11 protein-coding genes and 1 pseudogene are annotated in these 15,906 nt (G+C 72.0%); 5 read left to right on the top strand and 7 right to left on the bottom strand.

Features of this window, described 5'->3' with window-relative positions; genetic code table 11:
• Positions 1 to 87 precede the first annotated feature (87 nt).
• A complete protein-coding gene (locus ABZX65_RS34765) occupies positions 88 to 1,170 on the top strand; it encodes an asparaginase (RefSeq protein WP_355349521.1) in 1,083 nt (360 codons plus the stop codon).
• On the opposite strand, the gene ABZX65_RS34760 is transcribed toward ABZX65_RS34765, so the two are convergent.
• Together ABZX65_RS34760 and ABZX65_RS34755 are read right to left on the bottom strand one after the other, a co-directional pair.
• Positions 1,135 to 1,329, bottom strand: coding sequence for a hypothetical protein (locus ABZX65_RS34760; protein WP_093715861.1), 195 nt, complete (start codon positions 1,327 to 1,329; stop codon positions 1,135 to 1,137). The genes ABZX65_RS34765 and ABZX65_RS34760 overlap by 36 nt on opposite strands.
• Positions 1,330 to 1,463: 134 nt before the next feature.
• Positions 1,464 to 2,609: a PP2C family protein-serine/threonine phosphatase gene (locus ABZX65_RS34755; RefSeq protein ID WP_355349518.1), complete on the bottom strand. Its 1,146-nt coding sequence runs from the start codon at positions 2,607 to 2,609 to the stop codon at positions 1,464 to 1,466.
• Positions 2,610 to 2,726: 117 nt separating this feature from the next.
• Between ABZX65_RS34755 and ABZX65_RS34750 the strand changes: the two genes are divergently transcribed.
• Positions 2,727 to 3,956, top strand: coding sequence for a GNAT family N-acetyltransferase (locus ABZX65_RS34750; RefSeq protein ID WP_355349515.1), 1,230 nt, complete (start codon positions 2,727 to 2,729; stop codon positions 3,954 to 3,956).
• Between the two features lie 6 nt (positions 3,957 to 3,962).
• Here the strand turns inward: ABZX65_RS34750 and ABZX65_RS34745 are convergent, their stop codons facing one another.
• The 5 genes from ABZX65_RS34745 to ABZX65_RS34725 form a co-directional block, all read right to left on the bottom strand.
• Positions 3,963 to 4,787: a DNA-formamidopyrimidine glycosylase family protein gene (locus ABZX65_RS34745; RefSeq protein ID WP_355349512.1), complete on the bottom strand. Its 825-nt coding sequence runs from the start codon at positions 4,785 to 4,787 to the stop codon at positions 3,963 to 3,965.
• Between the two features lie 8 nt (positions 4,788 to 4,795).
• Positions 4,796 to 5,284: a ribose-5-phosphate isomerase gene (locus tag ABZX65_RS34740; RefSeq protein WP_355349509.1), complete on the bottom strand. Its 489-nt coding sequence runs from the start codon at positions 5,282 to 5,284 to the stop codon at positions 4,796 to 4,798.
• Between the two features lie 42 nt (positions 5,285 to 5,326).
• The gene (locus ABZX65_RS34735; RefSeq protein WP_355349506.1) at positions 5,327 to 5,911 is read right to left on the bottom strand and encodes a biotin transporter BioY; all 585 of its coding nucleotides are present in this window, start codon (positions 5,909 to 5,911) and stop codon (positions 5,327 to 5,329) included.
• Positions 5,912 to 6,154: 243 nt separating this feature from the next.
• On the bottom strand, positions 6,155 to 6,544 hold the full coding sequence (locus ABZX65_RS34730) for a VOC family protein (RefSeq protein ID WP_355349503.1): 390 nt from the start codon (positions 6,542 to 6,544) through the stop codon (positions 6,155 to 6,157).
• 37 nt (positions 6,545 to 6,581) lie between these two features.
• Complete coding sequence (locus tag ABZX65_RS34725) at positions 6,582 to 7,247, bottom strand: DsbA family protein (protein ID WP_355349500.1); 666 nt, start codon at positions 7,245 to 7,247, stop codon at positions 6,582 to 6,584.
• A gap of 236 nt (positions 7,248 to 7,483) precedes the next feature.
• Here ABZX65_RS34725 and pepN point away from each other — a divergent pair, with 236 nt between their 5' ends.
• From pepN to ABZX65_RS34710, 3 genes and pseudogenes are all read left to right on the top strand, one after another.
• A complete protein-coding gene (gene pepN / locus ABZX65_RS34720; RefSeq protein WP_355349497.1) occupies positions 7,484 to 10,072 on the top strand; it encodes an aminopeptidase N in 2,589 nt (862 codons plus the stop codon).
• A 1,005-nt stretch (positions 10,073 to 11,077) separates the two neighbouring features.
• The gene (locus ABZX65_RS34715; protein WP_355349494.1) at positions 11,078 to 12,238 is read left to right on the top strand and encodes a hypothetical protein; all 1,161 of its coding nucleotides are present in this window, start codon (positions 11,078 to 11,080) and stop codon (positions 12,236 to 12,238) included.
• 202 nt (positions 12,239 to 12,440) lie between these two features.
• A pseudogene (locus ABZX65_RS34710) lies at positions 12,441 to 15,784 on the top strand (S8 family serine peptidase).
• Positions 15,785 to 15,906: the final 122 nt, after the last annotated feature.

Genomic DNA, 15,906 nt, shown 5'->3' with positions numbered 1-15,906 from the left:
CCCCGAGGAGTGGGGACATCCGGCGGCGTCCGGAGAGCCCCGCGCGAACGCACCGGACGCGCACAATCAGACGGAGGCGAAGGCATCGTGCGACACGTCGTGGTCATCAGCACCGGGGGCACCATAGCCAGCCGATGGCAGGGCGACGGGTACGCGGCGGAGGCGGCAGGGCAGGAAGTGCTCGCCGCCGGCGCGGTGCCCGAGGGCGTCGAGGTCCGGGTGGTGGACCTGTTCACCGTCAACAGCTCGCGCCTGACCACCGACCACCAGCTGCGGCTGCTGCACGCCGTGCACGAGGTGCTGGCCGATCCGGCGGTGGACGGCGTGGTGGTCACCCACGGCACCGACACCCTGGAGGAGTCCGCCTTCTTCCTCGACCTCTTCCACGGCGACCGCCGCCCGGTGGTCTTCACCGGCGCGCAGAAGCCGCTGGACGCGGAGGACGGCGACGCGGCGGGCAATCTGTACGACGCGCTGCTGACCGCGGCCACCGGCCGCGACATCGGCGCGGTGATCGTCTTCGCGGGCCAGGTCTGGGCCGCCCGCGGCACCGTCAAGCAGCACACCGTGGACGCGCACGCCTTCGGCGCGCCGGACGGACTGCCGCTGGGCCGCGTCGAGTTCGGCCGGGTGACGTGGGGCCGCCGCCGTCCGCGCCCCGAGCCGCTGCCGCTGCCCGCGCCCGGCGCCGTACCGCCGCGGGTGGACGTCCTGATGCACCACAGCGACGGCGACACCGTGCTCTTCGAGGCGGCGCTGGGCGCGGGCGCGCGCGGCGTCGTCGTGGTCGGCACGGGCGCGGGGAACGCGAATCCGCAGGTCGCGGAGGCGGTACGGAAGGCGACGGCGGACGGCGTCCTGGTCGCGGTCAGCACGCGGGTCGCGGCGGGCGCGGTGGCGCCGCTCTACACCGGCGGCGGGGCGGTCGACCTGGTGGCGGCGGGCGGGCTGCTGGCGGGCACTCTGCGTCCCGGCCAGACACGTATCGCGGTGCTGGCGACGCTGCTCTCGCTCACGTCGCCGTCCTCGGACCTCCCCCGCCTGCCCTCGGAGCAGGACGGACGGTCCGGCACGGGCACCGCCACCGCCGCGTTGCGGCGGATTCTGGAGGCGGCCCCGCAGGCGCTGCCCGCGTCAGAGCTTTATCTGGTTGATGGTGTCGGCAAGTGAGGTCAGGAATCGGTTGACCGACGGCGCCATGTTGGTGGAGGCGAGGAAGAAACCGAAGAGGGCCGCCACTATCGCCGGACCCACCTTGATGCTCTTCCCCCGGATCATGACCACCAGGATGATCGCCAGCAACAGCACTACGGACAGGGAGATGGCCACAGCGGTTCACTTCCTCTTCACGGTACGCCTCGCCGGTCCGGGAGCATGGAGCCGCGCCCCCGCCCCGCCCGGTCCCATGGTGCCATCGGGGAACGACAGTTGGACCCGAAGGCCCATAGTCCCATTCCCGTCGGCTAGTCCCTGCACACCACGAGTAGCGCCCGGTCGTCGTTGACATCCTTGGCGACCGCTTCGATCAACCGCCAGGCGGAGCCCCGGAATCCGGTCGCCACGAAGCGGTCCGCCTCGCCGATCAGCCGGTCGATGCCCTCGGAGATGTCCTTGTCCGGCGTCTCCACCAGGCCGTCCGTGAACAGCATGAGGACGTCCCCCGAGCGCAACGTCCCCTTCACGCCGTGGAATTCGGCCCCGTCGTAGACCCCGAGCAGCGGGCCCTCCGCGGCCTTCTCCTCCCACCGGCCGCTGCCCGCGTGCAGTTGCACCCCTGGGAGGTGCCCGGCGGACAGCAGTTCGTAGTCGCCGCTCTCCAGGTCGAGCACCAGGTGCACGGAAGTGGCGAAGCCCTCGTCCCAATTCTGCCGGAGCAGATAGCCGTTGGCGGCGGTGAGGAAGGAGTGCGGCGGCAGCGAGCCGAGCAGGCCGCCGAAGGCGCCGGACAGCAGCAGCGAGCGGGAGGCGGCGTCCATGCCCTTGCCGGAGACGTCGGTGAGCACGGCCTCCAGCGTCCGGCCGCCGACCGAACCGCGGGTGGCCACCACGAAGTCGCCGGAGAAGGACTGGCCGCCCGCCGGACGCAGCGCCATCTCGGCGTGCCAGCCCGCGGGCAGCCGCGGCAGTCTGCTCTGGACCCTGATCCGCTCCCTGAGGTCGAAGAGCATGGTGTGGCCGCCCCGCCAGGGCACGCCGACCCGCGCCCTGAACTGGGCGATGACCAGGCCGGTGAGCGCCACCGCGGTGACCACCAGGACGGTGCCGGGCGTGACGCGGGCCGGGCCCTCGCGGTACGGGCCGAGCGCCGCGGATTCCGCGACCAGCGCGACGGCGGAGGCCGCGTAGAGGAGCAGCAGGCTGGAGGGGCGCAGCAGCAGGCCGCCGGTGAGGATCGGCAGGACCAGGGAGCTGGGCGGGCACCAGACGGGCAGGCTCACGGTGGTGTACGCCAGCGCGGGGACGGTGAGGATCAGTACGGTGAGGCCGACCCAGTCGGAGGCGCCGCCGCGGAAGTAGTCGACCCCGGCCCTGCGCACACCGAGCCGGGCCCGGTGCAGCCATCTGCTCCACCGCAGCCCGAGCCCCTCGCCCGCGACGCCCTTTGCCATGTCTTGGCGACCCTATCGACCGTTCGCCCCGCCGTGCAGGGCGGATACCCCCCGACCTGTCACGTAGACGGCGGAAATACGTTCGCCCGCGGACGGCGCGGCTGGTAGGCAGGGCCTATGACGACGGAACTGCGGGTGCTGGAACGGGACGACTGGGAAGAGTTCTACGGCCGCCTGGAGCGGGCTTTCGGCGGGCCGGCCGAGCCCCCGGAGGAGCGGGGGCTGTGGCGTGAACTGACCGAGCTGGAAAGGTCGTTGGCGGTGTGGGACGGCGGGGAGATCGTCGGCACCGCGGGCGCCTTCTCGTTCCGTGTGACGGTGCCCGGCGGGGCGTCGCTGCCCGCCGCGGGCGTGACCATGGTGAGCGTGCAGCCGACGCACCGCCGCCGCGGTGTGCTGACCTCGATGATGCGCAGGCAGCTCGACGACGTGCGCGAGGGACCCGAACCGCTCGCCGTGCTGACCGCGTCGGAACCGGCGATCTACGGCCGGTTCGGCTACGGCACGGGCACGTTGCAGCTCCGCGGCAACGTCGACACGACCAGGACCGCCGTCAGGGCCCTGCCGGGCGTGGACGACGTACGGCTGCGGCTGGTGCCGCTGGAGGCGGCGGGCGAGGCGTGCGAGGCCGTCTACGCGCGGGTGGTGCCGACCCGGCCCGGCATGCTGGCCAGGCGGCCCGGCTGGGAGCGGGTGCCGCTCCTCGACGCCCCGGCGAGCCGGGACGGCGCGGGCGAGCGGCTGTGCGTGGTGGCCGAGGTGGACGGTGAGGTACGCGGTTACGCGCGCTACTCGGTGAAGCTGTCGTGGAGTTCCTTCGGTCCCGACAACATCGTGAAGCTGAGCGACGTCGAGGCGCTGGACCCGGCGGTCTACGCGGCGCTGTGGCGCTATCTGTCCTCCATCGACCTCACCTCGCGGGTGGCGTTCTACAACCGGCCGGTCGACGACCCGCTGCTGCACCTCCTGTCCGACGTACGCCGCGGTGAACTGGCCTTCCGCGACAGCCTGCACGTGCGCCTGGTGAATCTCGGCGAGGCGCTGGAGGCGCGGACGTACACCGCCCCGGTGGATGTGGTGCTGGAGGTGGAGGACGCCTTCTGCCCCTGGAACGCCGGGCGTTGGCGGCTGTCGGGCGACGCGAAGGGCGCGACGTGCGAGCGGACCGCGGACGCGGCCGACCTGGCGCTGTCCGTCAAGGAGTTGGGCGCGGCCTACCTGGGCGGGCCGACGCTGCGCGGGCAGGCGGAGGCGGGGCTGGTACGTGAACTGCGGCCGGGGGCGCTGGCGGAGGCGTCCAGGGCGTTCCGCGGGGACGTCGAGCCGTGGCTGCCGCACGGCTTCTGAGATCGGTCAGCTCACCGGCGGATGCGCGGGCTGGCAGACCGGGCACCAGAAGAGATTGCGGGCCGCGAGCGGCCGGGTGCTGATCCCGGTGCCGCACACCAGGCAGGGCTGTCCGGTGCGCCGGTAGACGTACACCTCGCCGCCGTGGTCGTCCTGGCGCGGCGGGCGGCCCATCGCCTCAGGGGTGTGCTCGGGGCGCACGGTGTCGATCCGGTTGGTCCGTACGCCCTCGCGCATCAGCGTCACCAGATCGGACCACATCGCGTCCCACCGCTGACGCGGCAGTTCACGCCCCGGCAGGAACGGGTCGACGCCGTGCCGGAAGAGCACTTCGGCGCGGTAGACGTTGCCGACGCCCGCGATGACCTTCTGGTCCATCAGCAGCGCGGCGACGCTGATCCGGGAGCGGGACAGCCGCTGCCACACCCGCTCCGGGTCGTCGCCCGGCCGCAGCGGGTCGGGGCCGAGGCGGTCGTGTATCGCCCGCTTCTCCGGCTCGGTGATCAGCTCGCAGGCGGCCGGGCCGCGCAGATCCGCCCAGTGCGCGCGGTTCGCCAGCCGCAGCCGTACGGTGTCGGTCGGCGGGGGCGCCTTGCCGTCGCCGAAGGTGACCTTGCCGATCAGGCCGAGGTGGATGTGCACCCAGCCGGTCGCGCCGAAGCCCAGGAACAGGTGCTTGCCGTGGGCCTCGGCGCTCTCCAGCACCTGCCGGTCGACGAGCGCGGCGCTGTCGGAGAACTTGCCCTGCGGGCTGCTCGCCCGGACCGCCCCGCCGCCGAACCGCTCGCGGTGGTCGGCGGCCAGGCGGTGGATCGTGTGGCCTTCCGGCATCGCCCGCGTCAGCCCTGGCGGGGGTGGTGGTCCGGGACCGGCGGCAGCTCGCCGGTGGCCTCGTACGCGCTCAGCATGTCGATACGGCGCTGGTGGCGCTCCTCGTGCGAGTACGGGGTGGCGAGGAAGATCTCCACGAATTTCGTGGCCTCCGCCTCGGTGTGCATCCGGCCGCCGATGCTCAGCACGTTCGCGTCGTTGTGCTCCCGCGCCAGCGACGCGGTCTGCTCGCTCCACGCCAGCGCCGCGCGGACGCCCTTGACCTTGTTCGCGGCGATCTGCTCGCCGTTGCCCGACCCGCCGATCACGATGCCGAGGCTGCCCGGCTCCCCCGCCGCGCCCTCGGCCGCCCGCAGGCAGAACGGCGGGTAGTCGTCCACCGCGTCGTAGATGTGCGGCCCGCAGTCCACGGGCTCGTGGCCGTGGACGGTCAGCCACTCCACGAGGTGGTTCTTGAGTTCAAAACCGGCATGATCGGACCCGAGGTAAACGCGCATGCGATGAGTTTTGCATGTCCGGCGGGCCGGAGCGGGAGTGCCCTACCGGGTGAGCCGCCAGGCCGCGGGGAGCAGGCCCATCGCCAGGACGGCCTTGAGCGCGTCGCCCAGGAGATACGGGGTCAGGCCGAGGGAGACGGCCTGGGACGCGGACAGATGGGCGGACCAGGCGAGGTAGGGGACGCCGATCGCGTAGATCACCGCGGAGCCGAGGACCATGACGCCCGCGGTGCGCGCGACAGTGCGGTCGCCGCCGCGGCGGGCGAGGGCGCCGACCACGCCGGAGGCCAGGAGCATGCCGAGGATGTAGCCGAAGCTGGGCATGGACCAGCCGGAGGCGCCCTCGGAGAACCAGGGGAGCCCGGCGACACCCGCGGCGGCGTACAGGGCGAGGGCGGCGAAGCCGCGGCGGGCGCCGAGGGCGGTGCCGACCAGCAGCGCGGCGAAGGTCTGGCCGGTGACCGGGACGGGCGAGCCGTGCACCGGGACCGAGAGCTGCGCGGCCAGGCCCGTGAGCACCGCGCCGCCGACGACCAGAGCGGTGTCGCGGACGCGCGAGGCGGGCAGCAGGTCGGCCAGGACCGCTCCGGGGGCTCGGGAAACGGCGACGGATTCGGCGGTGGTCATCGGTACTCCGCGGGGTGAGGACGGTCGGGGACACCGTGACGCTAACGCAGCGGCCGAGCGTGATCATCGTGAGAAGGGAACAAAGCCGCGAGCGACCGGTTGGAGACTTCCGTGCACCGTCAAGTTATCGGCGCGGTCCGGGGAGTCGGGGAGTTTCGGCAGGTCGCGTGAGGCATCTCACGTCCGTGACATGCGTCGGGGCGGGACCTCGCGGGCCCGCCCCGACTGCCGTGCCGGTCAACGTCACTTGTGGGGTTCGATCAGATCCCACCGGTTGCCGTAGAGGTCCTGGAAGACCACGACCGCGCCGTACGGCTCGTAGCGCGGCTCCTCCTCGAAGACGACCCCGGCGGCGACCATCCGCTTGTAGTCGCCGTCGAAGTCGTCGGTGGTGAGGAAGAGGCCGACCCGGCCGCCGGTCTGGTCGCCCACGCGGTCCGCCTGGGCGAGGTTGCCCGCGCGGGCGAGCAGCAGCGCCGTCTCGGACGAGCCGCGGGGCGCGACCACCACCCACCGGCCGCCGTCCGCGCGGGGCGTGTCCTCGCGCAGCTCGAAGCCGAGCGCGCGGGTGTAGAAGTCGATGGCCTCGTCGTAGTCACGCACGACGAGCGCCACCAGCCCTAGATGTGCCATCGGCGCGGCACCCCGTCCCGAACCCGGTCCCCCGCGCTCACTCGAAGCTCGGGCCCTTGGTGCGGGTGCGCTTGATCTCGTAGAAGCCGGGGATCGAGGCGACCAGCAAGGTGCCGTCCCAGAGCTTGGCGGCCTCCTCGCCGCGCGGGGTGGGGGTGACGACCGGGCCGAAGAAGGCGATCTGCTCGCCGTCGTCGCCGGGGACGGCGATGACGGGGGTGCCGACCTCCTGGCCGACCTTGTCGATGCCTTCCTTGTGGGAGGCGCGCAGCTCGGTGTCGTACTCGTCGGAGTCCGCGTAGTCGGCGAGGTCGGCGGGCAGGCCGACCTCTTCGAGCGCGGCGACGAGGGTCTCGCGGGTCTTGGGCAGGCCCTGGTTGTGGAAGCGGGTGCCGAGGGCGGTGTAGAGCCGGCCCACGTACTCCTCGCCGTACTTCTGCTGGGCGGCGACGACGACCCGGATCGGGCCCCACGCGTCGCGCAGGAAGGTGGCGTACTCCTCGGGCAGCGTGTCGAGCTTGTCCTCGTTGAGCACCGCCAGGCTCATGGCGTGCCAGCGCACCTCGACCGGGCGGACCTTCTCGACCTCCAGCATCCAGCGGGAGGTCATCCACGCCCAGGGGCACAGCGGGTCGAACCAGAAGTCGGCCGGGGTCTTGTCGTTGCCTGGCCGGTTGTCGGTCTCGGGGGCGGTCGCGGTCACTGCGTACTCCTCGAACGGATCGTGCCGGGGCGGCACGGGGGGGCATGTGGGCTCACGGGGACATGAGTCCTCTGTCACGCACAACGCGCGACCGGCGCGACGGCATTCCCCGTACCCCTCCCCCGTACGCCCCCCGTGGGAGGATGCGGGACGCTGTGACCACCCGGGAGACCCCCGGGGCCGCCCATGAGCCCACAGACCCGCTGGGCCTGTGAGAACAGACAAAGGAGTCGCCCGTGCCCGGCGAGAACCTCAGCCGCGAGGAGGCCCGCGAGCGGGCCTCGATCCTGTCCGTCGAGCGCTACGACGTGGCCCTCGACGTACGGTCGGCGGTGGACCCGGCCGACGCGGGCGGGGACCGCACCTTCCGGTCGACGACCGTGATCGACTTCCGGTGCTCGCGACCCGGCGCCTCGTCCTTCGCGGACCTGCTCGCCCCGGCCGTCACCTCCGTCCGGCTCAACGGCCGGGAGCTGGACCCGGCGGCCGTCTTCGACGGCACCCGGATCGCGCTGGACGACCTCGCGGAGCGCAACACCCTCGTGGTCGACGCGCGTTGCGCGTACAGCAGGACCGGCGAGGGGCTGCACCGCTTCGAGGACCCGGAGGACGGCGAGGTCTATCTGTACACGCAGTACGAGCCCGCCGACGCGCGCCGCGTCTTCGCCAACTTCGAACAGCCCGACCTGAAGGCGCCGTTCACCTTCCAGGTGACCGCGCCCGAGGGCTGGACGGTGCTGAGCAACAGCGAGCGGGACGGCGAGCCGGTGCCGTACGAGGGCGAAGGCGGCGGCGCGGTGTCGCGCTTCCTGCCGACGCAGCCGATCTCGACGTACATCACGGCGGTCGTCGCGGGCCCGTACCACGTGGAGCACGACCACTACTCGCGGACCTTCGAGGACCGGGCGGTGCTCGACGTGCCGTTGAGCGCGCTGTGCCGCAGGTCGCTGGCCCGGCACTTCGACGCGGACGAGATCTTCACGGTCACCAAGCAGGGCCTGGACTTCTTCCACGACAACTTCGACTACCCGTACCCCTTCGGGAAGTACGACCAGGCGTTCGTGCCCGAGTACAACATCGGCGCGATGGAGAACCCCGGATGTGTCACCTTCCGGGAGGAGTTCGTCTTCCGCGGCAAGGTCACCCGCGCGTCGTACGAGGGCCGGGCCAACGTCATCCTGCACGAGATGGCGCACATGTGGTTCGGCGACCTGGTCACCATGCGCTGGTGGGACGACCTGTGGCTGAAGGAGTCCTTCGCGGACTTCATGGGCGCCTTCGCGATGGTGGAGGCCACGCAGTACGACGCCGGGTGGATCACCTTCGCCAACCGGCGCAAGGCGTGGGCGTACCGCGCCGACCAACTCCCCTCCACGCACCCGGTGGTCGCCGACATCCGCGACCTCCAGGACGCGAAGCTGAACTTCGACGGCATCACGTACTCCAAGGGCGGCTCGGTGCTCAAGCAACTCGTGGCGTACGTGGGCCGGGACGCCTTCCTGGAGGCGGCGCGCCGGTACTTCAAGCGGCACGCGTACGGCAACACCACGCTCGCCGACCTGCTGGCGGTGCTGGCCGAGACCTCGGGCCGCGACATGGCGCAGTGGTCGCGCGCGTGGCTGGAGACGGCGGGCGTCAACTCCCTGACCCCGCAGGTGGTCTACGGCGCGGACGGGAAGATCACCGAGCTGTCGGTGCTCCAGACCGCCGCCGAGTCGCACCCCGAACTGCGCCCGCACCGCGTCGCGGTGGGCCTGTACCGGCGGGTGCCGGGCGGCGCGCTCGAACGGTACGCGCGGGTCGAGACCGACGTGTCGGGCCCGGTGACCGTGGTGGACGGCCTGGCCGGCCAGGACCGGCCCGAGCTGGTGCTGGTCAACGACGACGACCTGACGTACTGCAAGATCCGCTTCGACGAGGTGTCACTGGACACGCTCCGCGCCCATCTCGGCGACCTCACCGACCCGTTGGCGCGAGCGCTGGCGTGGTCGGCGGTGTGGAATCTGACCCGTGACGGGCTGATGCCCGCCCGTGACTACCTCGGTCTCGTGCTGCTCTTCGCGGGCTCCGAGAGCGACATCGGGGTGCTCCAGTCGCTGCACCAGCAGGCGCGCTCCGCGCTGTCGCACTACGTGGCGCCCGACCACCGCGAGGAGGCCGCCAGGTCGCTCGCCGAGGGCGCGCTGCGGGAGCTGCGGCAGGCGGAGCCGGGCAGCGGCCACCAGTTGGCGTGGGCGCGGTTCTTCTCCTCCGTGGCCTCGTCGGCGGCCGATCTCCAGTTGCTGCGCGGGCTGTTGGACGGCTCGGCGAAGATCGACGGGCTCGACGTCGACCAGGAACTGCGCTGGACCTTCCTCGAGACCCTCACCGCCGAGGGCGACGCGGACGCGGCGGCGGTCGCGGCCGAGCGCTCCCGCGACGACACCGCCTCCGGTCACCGGCACGAGGTGCGCTGCCTGGCCGCGCGGCCCTCCGCGCAGGTCAAGGCGGCGGCCTGGGCCGATGTCGTGGACTCCGACCGGCTCTCCAACGCCTTGGTCGAGGCCACCATCGCGGGCTTCGCGCAGCCGGGGCAGCGGGGGTTGACGGCGCCGTACGTCGAGCCGTACTTCGCCTCGATCGAGCGCGTCTGGGGCGAGCGGTCGATTGAGATCGGCATGGCGGTGGTGCGGGGTCTGTTCCCGCACCACCAGGGTCCTGAGGCGCTGGCTGCGGCCGACGCGTGGCTCTCTGCCCGCGCCGACGCGGCGCCCGCCTTGCGGCGCTTGGTCGTTGAGTCGCGCGACGACCTCGCGCGGGCGCTCCGCGCCCAGTCCCTGCGGTGAGCTGACGGGGGGGGTGTCTTTGCCCGCCCGCCCACCCGTGCGGGTGTTTTCTTCGTCTGCGGGTGCCGCCTGTGCCTGGGTCGGTGCCGGTCCGGGGCACCTCCTCGAAATGCGGCTACCTGGCCTTTGCTTATTCGGCACCCTCCCTGTCACCGCATTTCTGCGGGGGCACCCCGGCCCGTCCCCTCCCGGTACGTCGGCGTCCGCCTGTCCGGTGGGGGTGGCCGGGAGGGGGGTGGGTGGGCTCGGGTACGTCGGCGTCCGCCTGCCGGTGGGGGTGGCCGGGAGGGGGGTGGGTGGGTACGGGTACATCGGCGTCCGACGGTCCGTGGATGGCCGGGATGGGTGTCCAAGATCGTGAGGGTGCCCCGAGCGCCCTCCACCCAAGGGGCTGGATGGGTGGGCACCCTCGGACGGTCCGCAGGCGGAGGGCTGTCGCAGACAGGCGGTCTCCGCCGATCCCCAGAGCGGAGGGACACCTCCCCCAGTTACAGCGCACGGGCGGACGCCGACGTAGCGGAGCCCACCCACCCCTCGCCGCCACCACTGGCCAGGCGGAGGCCAACGGACCGGGACCCACCCACCCCCGCCCCGGCACCACAGCGGACCGTCGGCTGTCCCCGCACCTCAGCCCACCCACCCCCTTCCCCGGCAACCCCCACCGGCAGGCGGACGCCGACGTACCGGGAGGGGACGGGCCGGGGTGCCCCCGCAGAAATACGTTGACGGCCGGGTACCGGATGCGCAAAGGCCAGGTGATACGGATTTCGAGGAGGTACCCCGGACCGGCACCGACCCAGGCACAAGCGGCACCCGCAGACGACAAAACACCCGCACGGGTGGGCGGGTGGGCAAAGAGCAGGCCCCCCGGAGGGGGTCACCCGAATAGGTGAAAAGGTAAGCTCGGCATCCGAACACGTGGACTTTAGCCCAGGCTTGTCCGGGTTTGTCGACGGGCGTGTAACAGCGGTTAGTGACGGGGCCGGCGGCGGGAACGACCACGGCATGAGCATCGAGAACCCCCACTCACACCGCACCGCCGACCACCTCCGCACCGCCCACAGCGTCTTGACGGTCCGTCAGCTCAGGGAGCGCGGCGTGACACCGGGCGTGATCGCGGAGCGGTGCCGCCCGGGAGGGCCGTGGCAGCAGGTGCTGCCGCAGGTGTACCTGCTGCACTCCGGGCCCCCGAACAGCGCGGAGCGCCTGGAGGCGGCGCTGCTGTACGCGGGCCGCGATCCGGGAGCGCACGGCCCGCTCGGCGGCGGCCGGGAGGCGATGGTGACCGGGCTGGCCGCCCTCGCCCTGCACCGCTTCTCTTCGGTGCCGCCGCTGCCGGGGCTGCCCCGGATCGACGTCCTGGTGCCGCGGCAGCGCAGGCTGCGCGACGCGGGCGACGTGGCGATCCGCAGGACCAACGCGCTGCCCCGCCCGCAGGAGGTCGCCGGACTGCCCTGCGCGCCGGTGCCGCGCGCCCTGGCCGACGCGGTCGCGGAGCTGGACGACGCCGAGACGGTGCGGCGGCTGCTGACCGAGGCGGTGCGCGGCGGGTACTGCGACGCGGGCGCCGTAATGGAGGAGCTGGAGCACGCGCGGCTGCTGGACCGGCCGCAGGTGGCGGCGGCGCTGGACGCGCTGCTCGCCGAGGGCCGGTCGGTCGCCGAGGACCGGCTGATCGCGATGGTGCGCCGCCACGCGCTGCCCGACCCGGTGTGGAACGTCGACCTGCGGCTGCCGGGCGGCCCGCCGCTGGGCGGGGTCGACGCGTACTGGCCGGAGCACGCGGTGGCGGTGGAGATCGACGCGCGCACCGTACGGCCGGGCCCGGCGGCGGGCGAGGACGGCCACGGCGACGTATACGCGACGGACGCGTACGGGGACGGGGACGCGTACGGACCGGGTGGCACGTACGGTCCCGGCGGCGCCTTCGACCAGCTCTTCGACCGGGCCTTCGAGCACGGTTTCGAGAACGCCGAGGACGACGCCGTGTGGTCGCGCTACGCCCGTGAGCGGGAGCGGCTGGAGGCGCTGGGCATCACCGTCATCCACCTCACTCCGGCCAAACTGAGGGACTCCGCCGAGCAGCAGGCGGCGATCGTCAGGACCGCGCTGATGGCGTCCGCCGACCGGACACCCGCCGCGTATGTGGTGGTCACCCCGAGGTGACCACCCGTCACACGAGGAAGCGGGGTCCCGGCGATTTACCCCGACCCGTACCGTATTCGTCCTGATGGCGGTTGGCGGAAACACGTCATGCCCAGACCATTGGACGGTCAACACTCCCCAAAGGGGAGTCAATTCCAGCAATGTGAGCGATCGACCGGCTCCGTTTTCCGAACAGACCACCTCGGTCCGAACAGGGATGCCCATGCCACTCGCTCACATTCCCGGCAAGAGACGCGCGGCCCGTATCGCGCTGGCCGCGGGTCTGGTTGCCGCGCTGTCGGCCGCCGGGCCCGCGCTCGCGATCGCGGACGCGCCCGCCTCGCCCTCGTCGCCCTCCTCCACCCCCGCGCCCGGCCCCGGCTCGCCGGACAAGGGCGCCGCCGACAAGGGCGGAGCCGCGGACAAACTCGGGTCCGCGGACGCCTCGCTGCTGGCCAAGGCCAAGGCGGACGGCGACAAGAACGTCACCTTCATGGTCGCCACCAAGCCCGGCAGCACCGGCCAGGTCGCCGACAAGCTGGACGCGCAGGGCGCCAGCGTGGGTCTGCGGTACGACAAGATCGGCTATGTGCGGGCCACCGTGCCGACCGGCAAGGCGGACCAGGCCATCGCGGCGGCGCAGAAGCTGTCCTCGGTCATCGCGATCGACCTCAAGCAGGAGATCAAGCTCGACGACCCGACCCCGGCGGCGGACACCACCGCGGCGGCGGCCAAGAACGGGAAGGCGTCGGCCACGACGTACCCCGGTCCCGGCAAGGACACCCCGGCCAAGAACCCGTACCAGCCGGCGTTCGAGACCGGCGCGGTCGACTTCGTCAAGGACAACCCGAAGTACGACGGCCGCGGCGTGACCATCGGCATCCTGGACTCGGGTGTGGACATCGGCCACCCGGCGCTCCAGAAGACCACCACCGGTGAGCGCAAGATCGTCGACTGGATCACCGCGACCGACCCGATCCTCGACGGCGACGCCACCTGGCGCCCGATGGTGACCGCGGTCTCCGGCCCGGCCTTCACCTCCTCGGGACGCACCTGGAAGGCGCCCGCGGGGAACTACTACTTCAGCACGTTCGCCGAATCCGCCACCATCGGCGGCGACATGAACGGCGACCTGAACCGCGACGGCGACACCACCGACAAGTGGGGCGTGCTGTACGACCCGGCCGCCGGTACGGTCCGCGTGGACCTGAACGACAACGGCGACTTCACGGACGACACCGCGATGAAGCCGTACAAGGACGGTTTCCAGATCGGCCACTTCGGCACCGACAACCCGGCGACGCCGATCTCCGAGTCGATCCCGTTCACCGTCGAGATCCGCAAGAACGTGCCCATGGACCCCTACGGCGGGACCTGGGTCGGCAAGACCGCGGACTTCGTGAACTTCGGCCTCGTGGAGTCCGAGCACGGCACGCACGTGGCGGGCATCACCTCCGCCAACAGCCTGTTCGGCGGCAAGATGAACGGCGCGGCGCCCGGCGCGAAGATCGTCTCCTCGCGCGCCTGCACCTGGAGCGGCGGCTGCACCAGCATCGCGCTCACCGAGGGCATGATCGACCTGGTCGTCAACCGGCACGTGGACGTGGTCAACATGTCCATCGGCGGTCTCGGCGCCCTCAACGACGGTGCCAGCGCCCGCGACCAGCTCTACAAGGAGCTGATCGACACCTACGGCATACAGCTCGTGATCTCCGCGGGCAACGACGGCCCCGGCGTCAACACCATCGGCGACCCCGGCCTCGCGGACCACGTGCTCAGCGTCGGCGCGTCCATCTCCAAGGAGACCTGGGCGGCCAACTACGGCTCGCAGATGACCGTTCCGTACTCGATGATGCCCTTCTCCTCGCGCGGCCCGCGTGAGGACGGCGGCCTCGCCCCGGTCATCACCGCGCCCGGCGCGTCCATCAACACCATCCCGACCTGGGAGCCGGGCGGGCCGGTGAAGGAGGCGGGCTACACCCTGCCGCCCGGCTACGCGATGCTCCAGGGCACCTCGATGGCGTCCCCGCAGGCCGCCGGAGCCTCCGCGCTGCTGCTGTCCGCGGCCAAGGCCAAGCACCTGACGGTCAGCCCCGCGCAGCTCCGTACCGCGCTGACCAGCACCGCCAAGTCGATCCCCGGCACGCAGACCATCGACCAGGGCGCCGGTCTCATCGCCGTCGGCCCGGCCTGGAACCTGCTCAAGCAGGGCGGCAAGACCAACACGTACACGGTCAAGGCGCCGGTCAACACGGTGCTGAAGGACTACCTCGTCACCCCGGGCTTCGGCACCGGCGTGTACGACCGTGAAGGCGGCCTCCAGGCCGGGCAGTCGCGGACGTACGACGTCACCGTGACCCGTACCAGCGGTCCGGTCTACGCCCAACTGCACACGCTCACCTGGGCGCACAACGACGGCACGTTCAAGGTGGCCAGCCCGCTGGTGCTGCTGCCGCTGAACAAGCCGGTCACCGTGAAGGTCACCGCGAAGCCGAAGTCGGTGGGCGCGCACAGCGCGTTGCTGAACATCGACGACCCGCTGACCCGCGGCATCGACTCGCAGATGTCGGCCGCGGTGCTCGTCTCCACCCCGGTCGCGGGCCCGTCGTACACGCTGACCCGCTCCGGCAGCATCGAGCGCGACACCACGAGGTCGTACTTCGTGACGGTCCCGGCGGGCGCGACCTCGCTGGAGGTCGCCATGGACGGGCTCAAGACCGGCAGCCAGACCCGGTTCCTGACGATGCACCCGTACGGCGTGCCGCTCGACTCGACCCAGACCATCGACTGCTACCCGAACTACGACAACCCCAACAACAAGTGCCGCCCGGACGTGCGCTCCTACGCCAACCCGATGCCGGGCGTGTGGGAGATCGCGGTCGAGGCGCGCCGCACCTCGCCGCAGCTCGACAACCCGTACAACCTGTCGGTGACGCTGCTCGGCGTGGCCTTCGACCCGGCGGTCAAGACGGTTCCCGAGGCCAAGGTCGGCACGCCGACCCCGGTCGACTGGACGGTCACCAACGGCTTCGCCCCGATCCAGGGCAAGCTCAAGGGCGGCCCGCTCGGCTCGGCGTTCACCGCCAAGCCGACGATCGCCGACGGTGACACGCAGACCACCACCTTGACGCTCGGCCCCGCGCCTCCCGGCTCGACGTGTCGATCGGCGGGACGTCCGACACGGCCGCCGACCTCGACCTGTACGTCTACCGGGACGGGGTGCTCGTCGCGCAGTCCGCCAGCGGCGGCTCCGACGAGCGGGTCAGCCTGGCCAACCCGCCCGCGGGGACGTACACCTTCGAGGTGGACGCCTACGCCGTACCGGCAGGGACGACCACCTACGACTACGAGGACGTCTACTTCTCCGACGCCCTCGGTACGGTCACGGTGGACGACACCACCACGGTCAACCTGCCGCACGGCGCCTCCGCCAAGGTCTCGGCCTCGCTCCTGGCCTCGGCCGCGGCACCCGAGGGACGCAAGTTCTTCGGTGAGGTGCAACTGCTCAACGCGCGCGGCTCGGTCGCGGGCAAGGGCAGCGTGATCATCACGAAGACGACGCCGTAACGGAGTTGTCCTTCGGGGGGTGCGGGGCCAGGATGATGCCGAGCGAGCCGCTGTGCGGCAGATACGCGGCCAGGATGATCGTCAGCGGCACGCTGGGCAGCACCAGGAACACGTTGGCCAGC

Source organism: Streptomyces sp. NPDC003300 (assembly GCF_040610915.1).
Taxonomy (GTDB): domain Bacteria; phylum Actinomycetota; class Actinomycetes; order Streptomycetales; family Streptomycetaceae; genus Actinacidiphila.
Note: the sequence above shows the minus strand (reverse complement) of the source record. Positions and strands in the feature narration are given on the sequence as shown.

Excerpts from the sequence above, each read along its gene's own strand:
- ABZX65_RS34750 (WP_355349515.1), top strand. The coding sequence starts at position 2,727 with ATGACGACGGAACTGCGGGTGCTGGAACGGGACGACTGGGAAGAGTTC.
- ABZX65_RS34740 (WP_355349509.1), bottom strand. The coding sequence starts at position 5,284 with ATGCGCGTTTACCTCGGGTCCGATCATGCCGGTTTTGAACTCAAGAAC.
- ABZX65_RS34755 (WP_355349518.1), bottom strand. The coding sequence starts at position 2,609 with ATGGCAAAGGGCGTCGCGGGCGAGGGGCTCGGGCTGCGGTGGAGCAGA.
- ABZX65_RS34735 (WP_355349506.1), bottom strand. The coding sequence starts at position 5,911 with ATGACCACCGCCGAATCCGTCGCCGTTTCCCGAGCCCCCGGAGCGGTC.
- ABZX65_RS34730 (WP_355349503.1), bottom strand. The coding sequence starts at position 6,544 with ATGGCACATCTAGGGCTGGTGGCGCTCGTCGTGCGTGACTACGACGAG.
- ABZX65_RS34715 (WP_355349494.1), top strand. The coding sequence starts at position 11,078 with ATGAGCATCGAGAACCCCCACTCACACCGCACCGCCGACCACCTCCGC.
- ABZX65_RS34745 (WP_355349512.1), bottom strand. The coding sequence starts at position 4,787 with ATGCCGGAAGGCCACACGATCCACCGCCTGGCCGCCGACCACCGCGAG.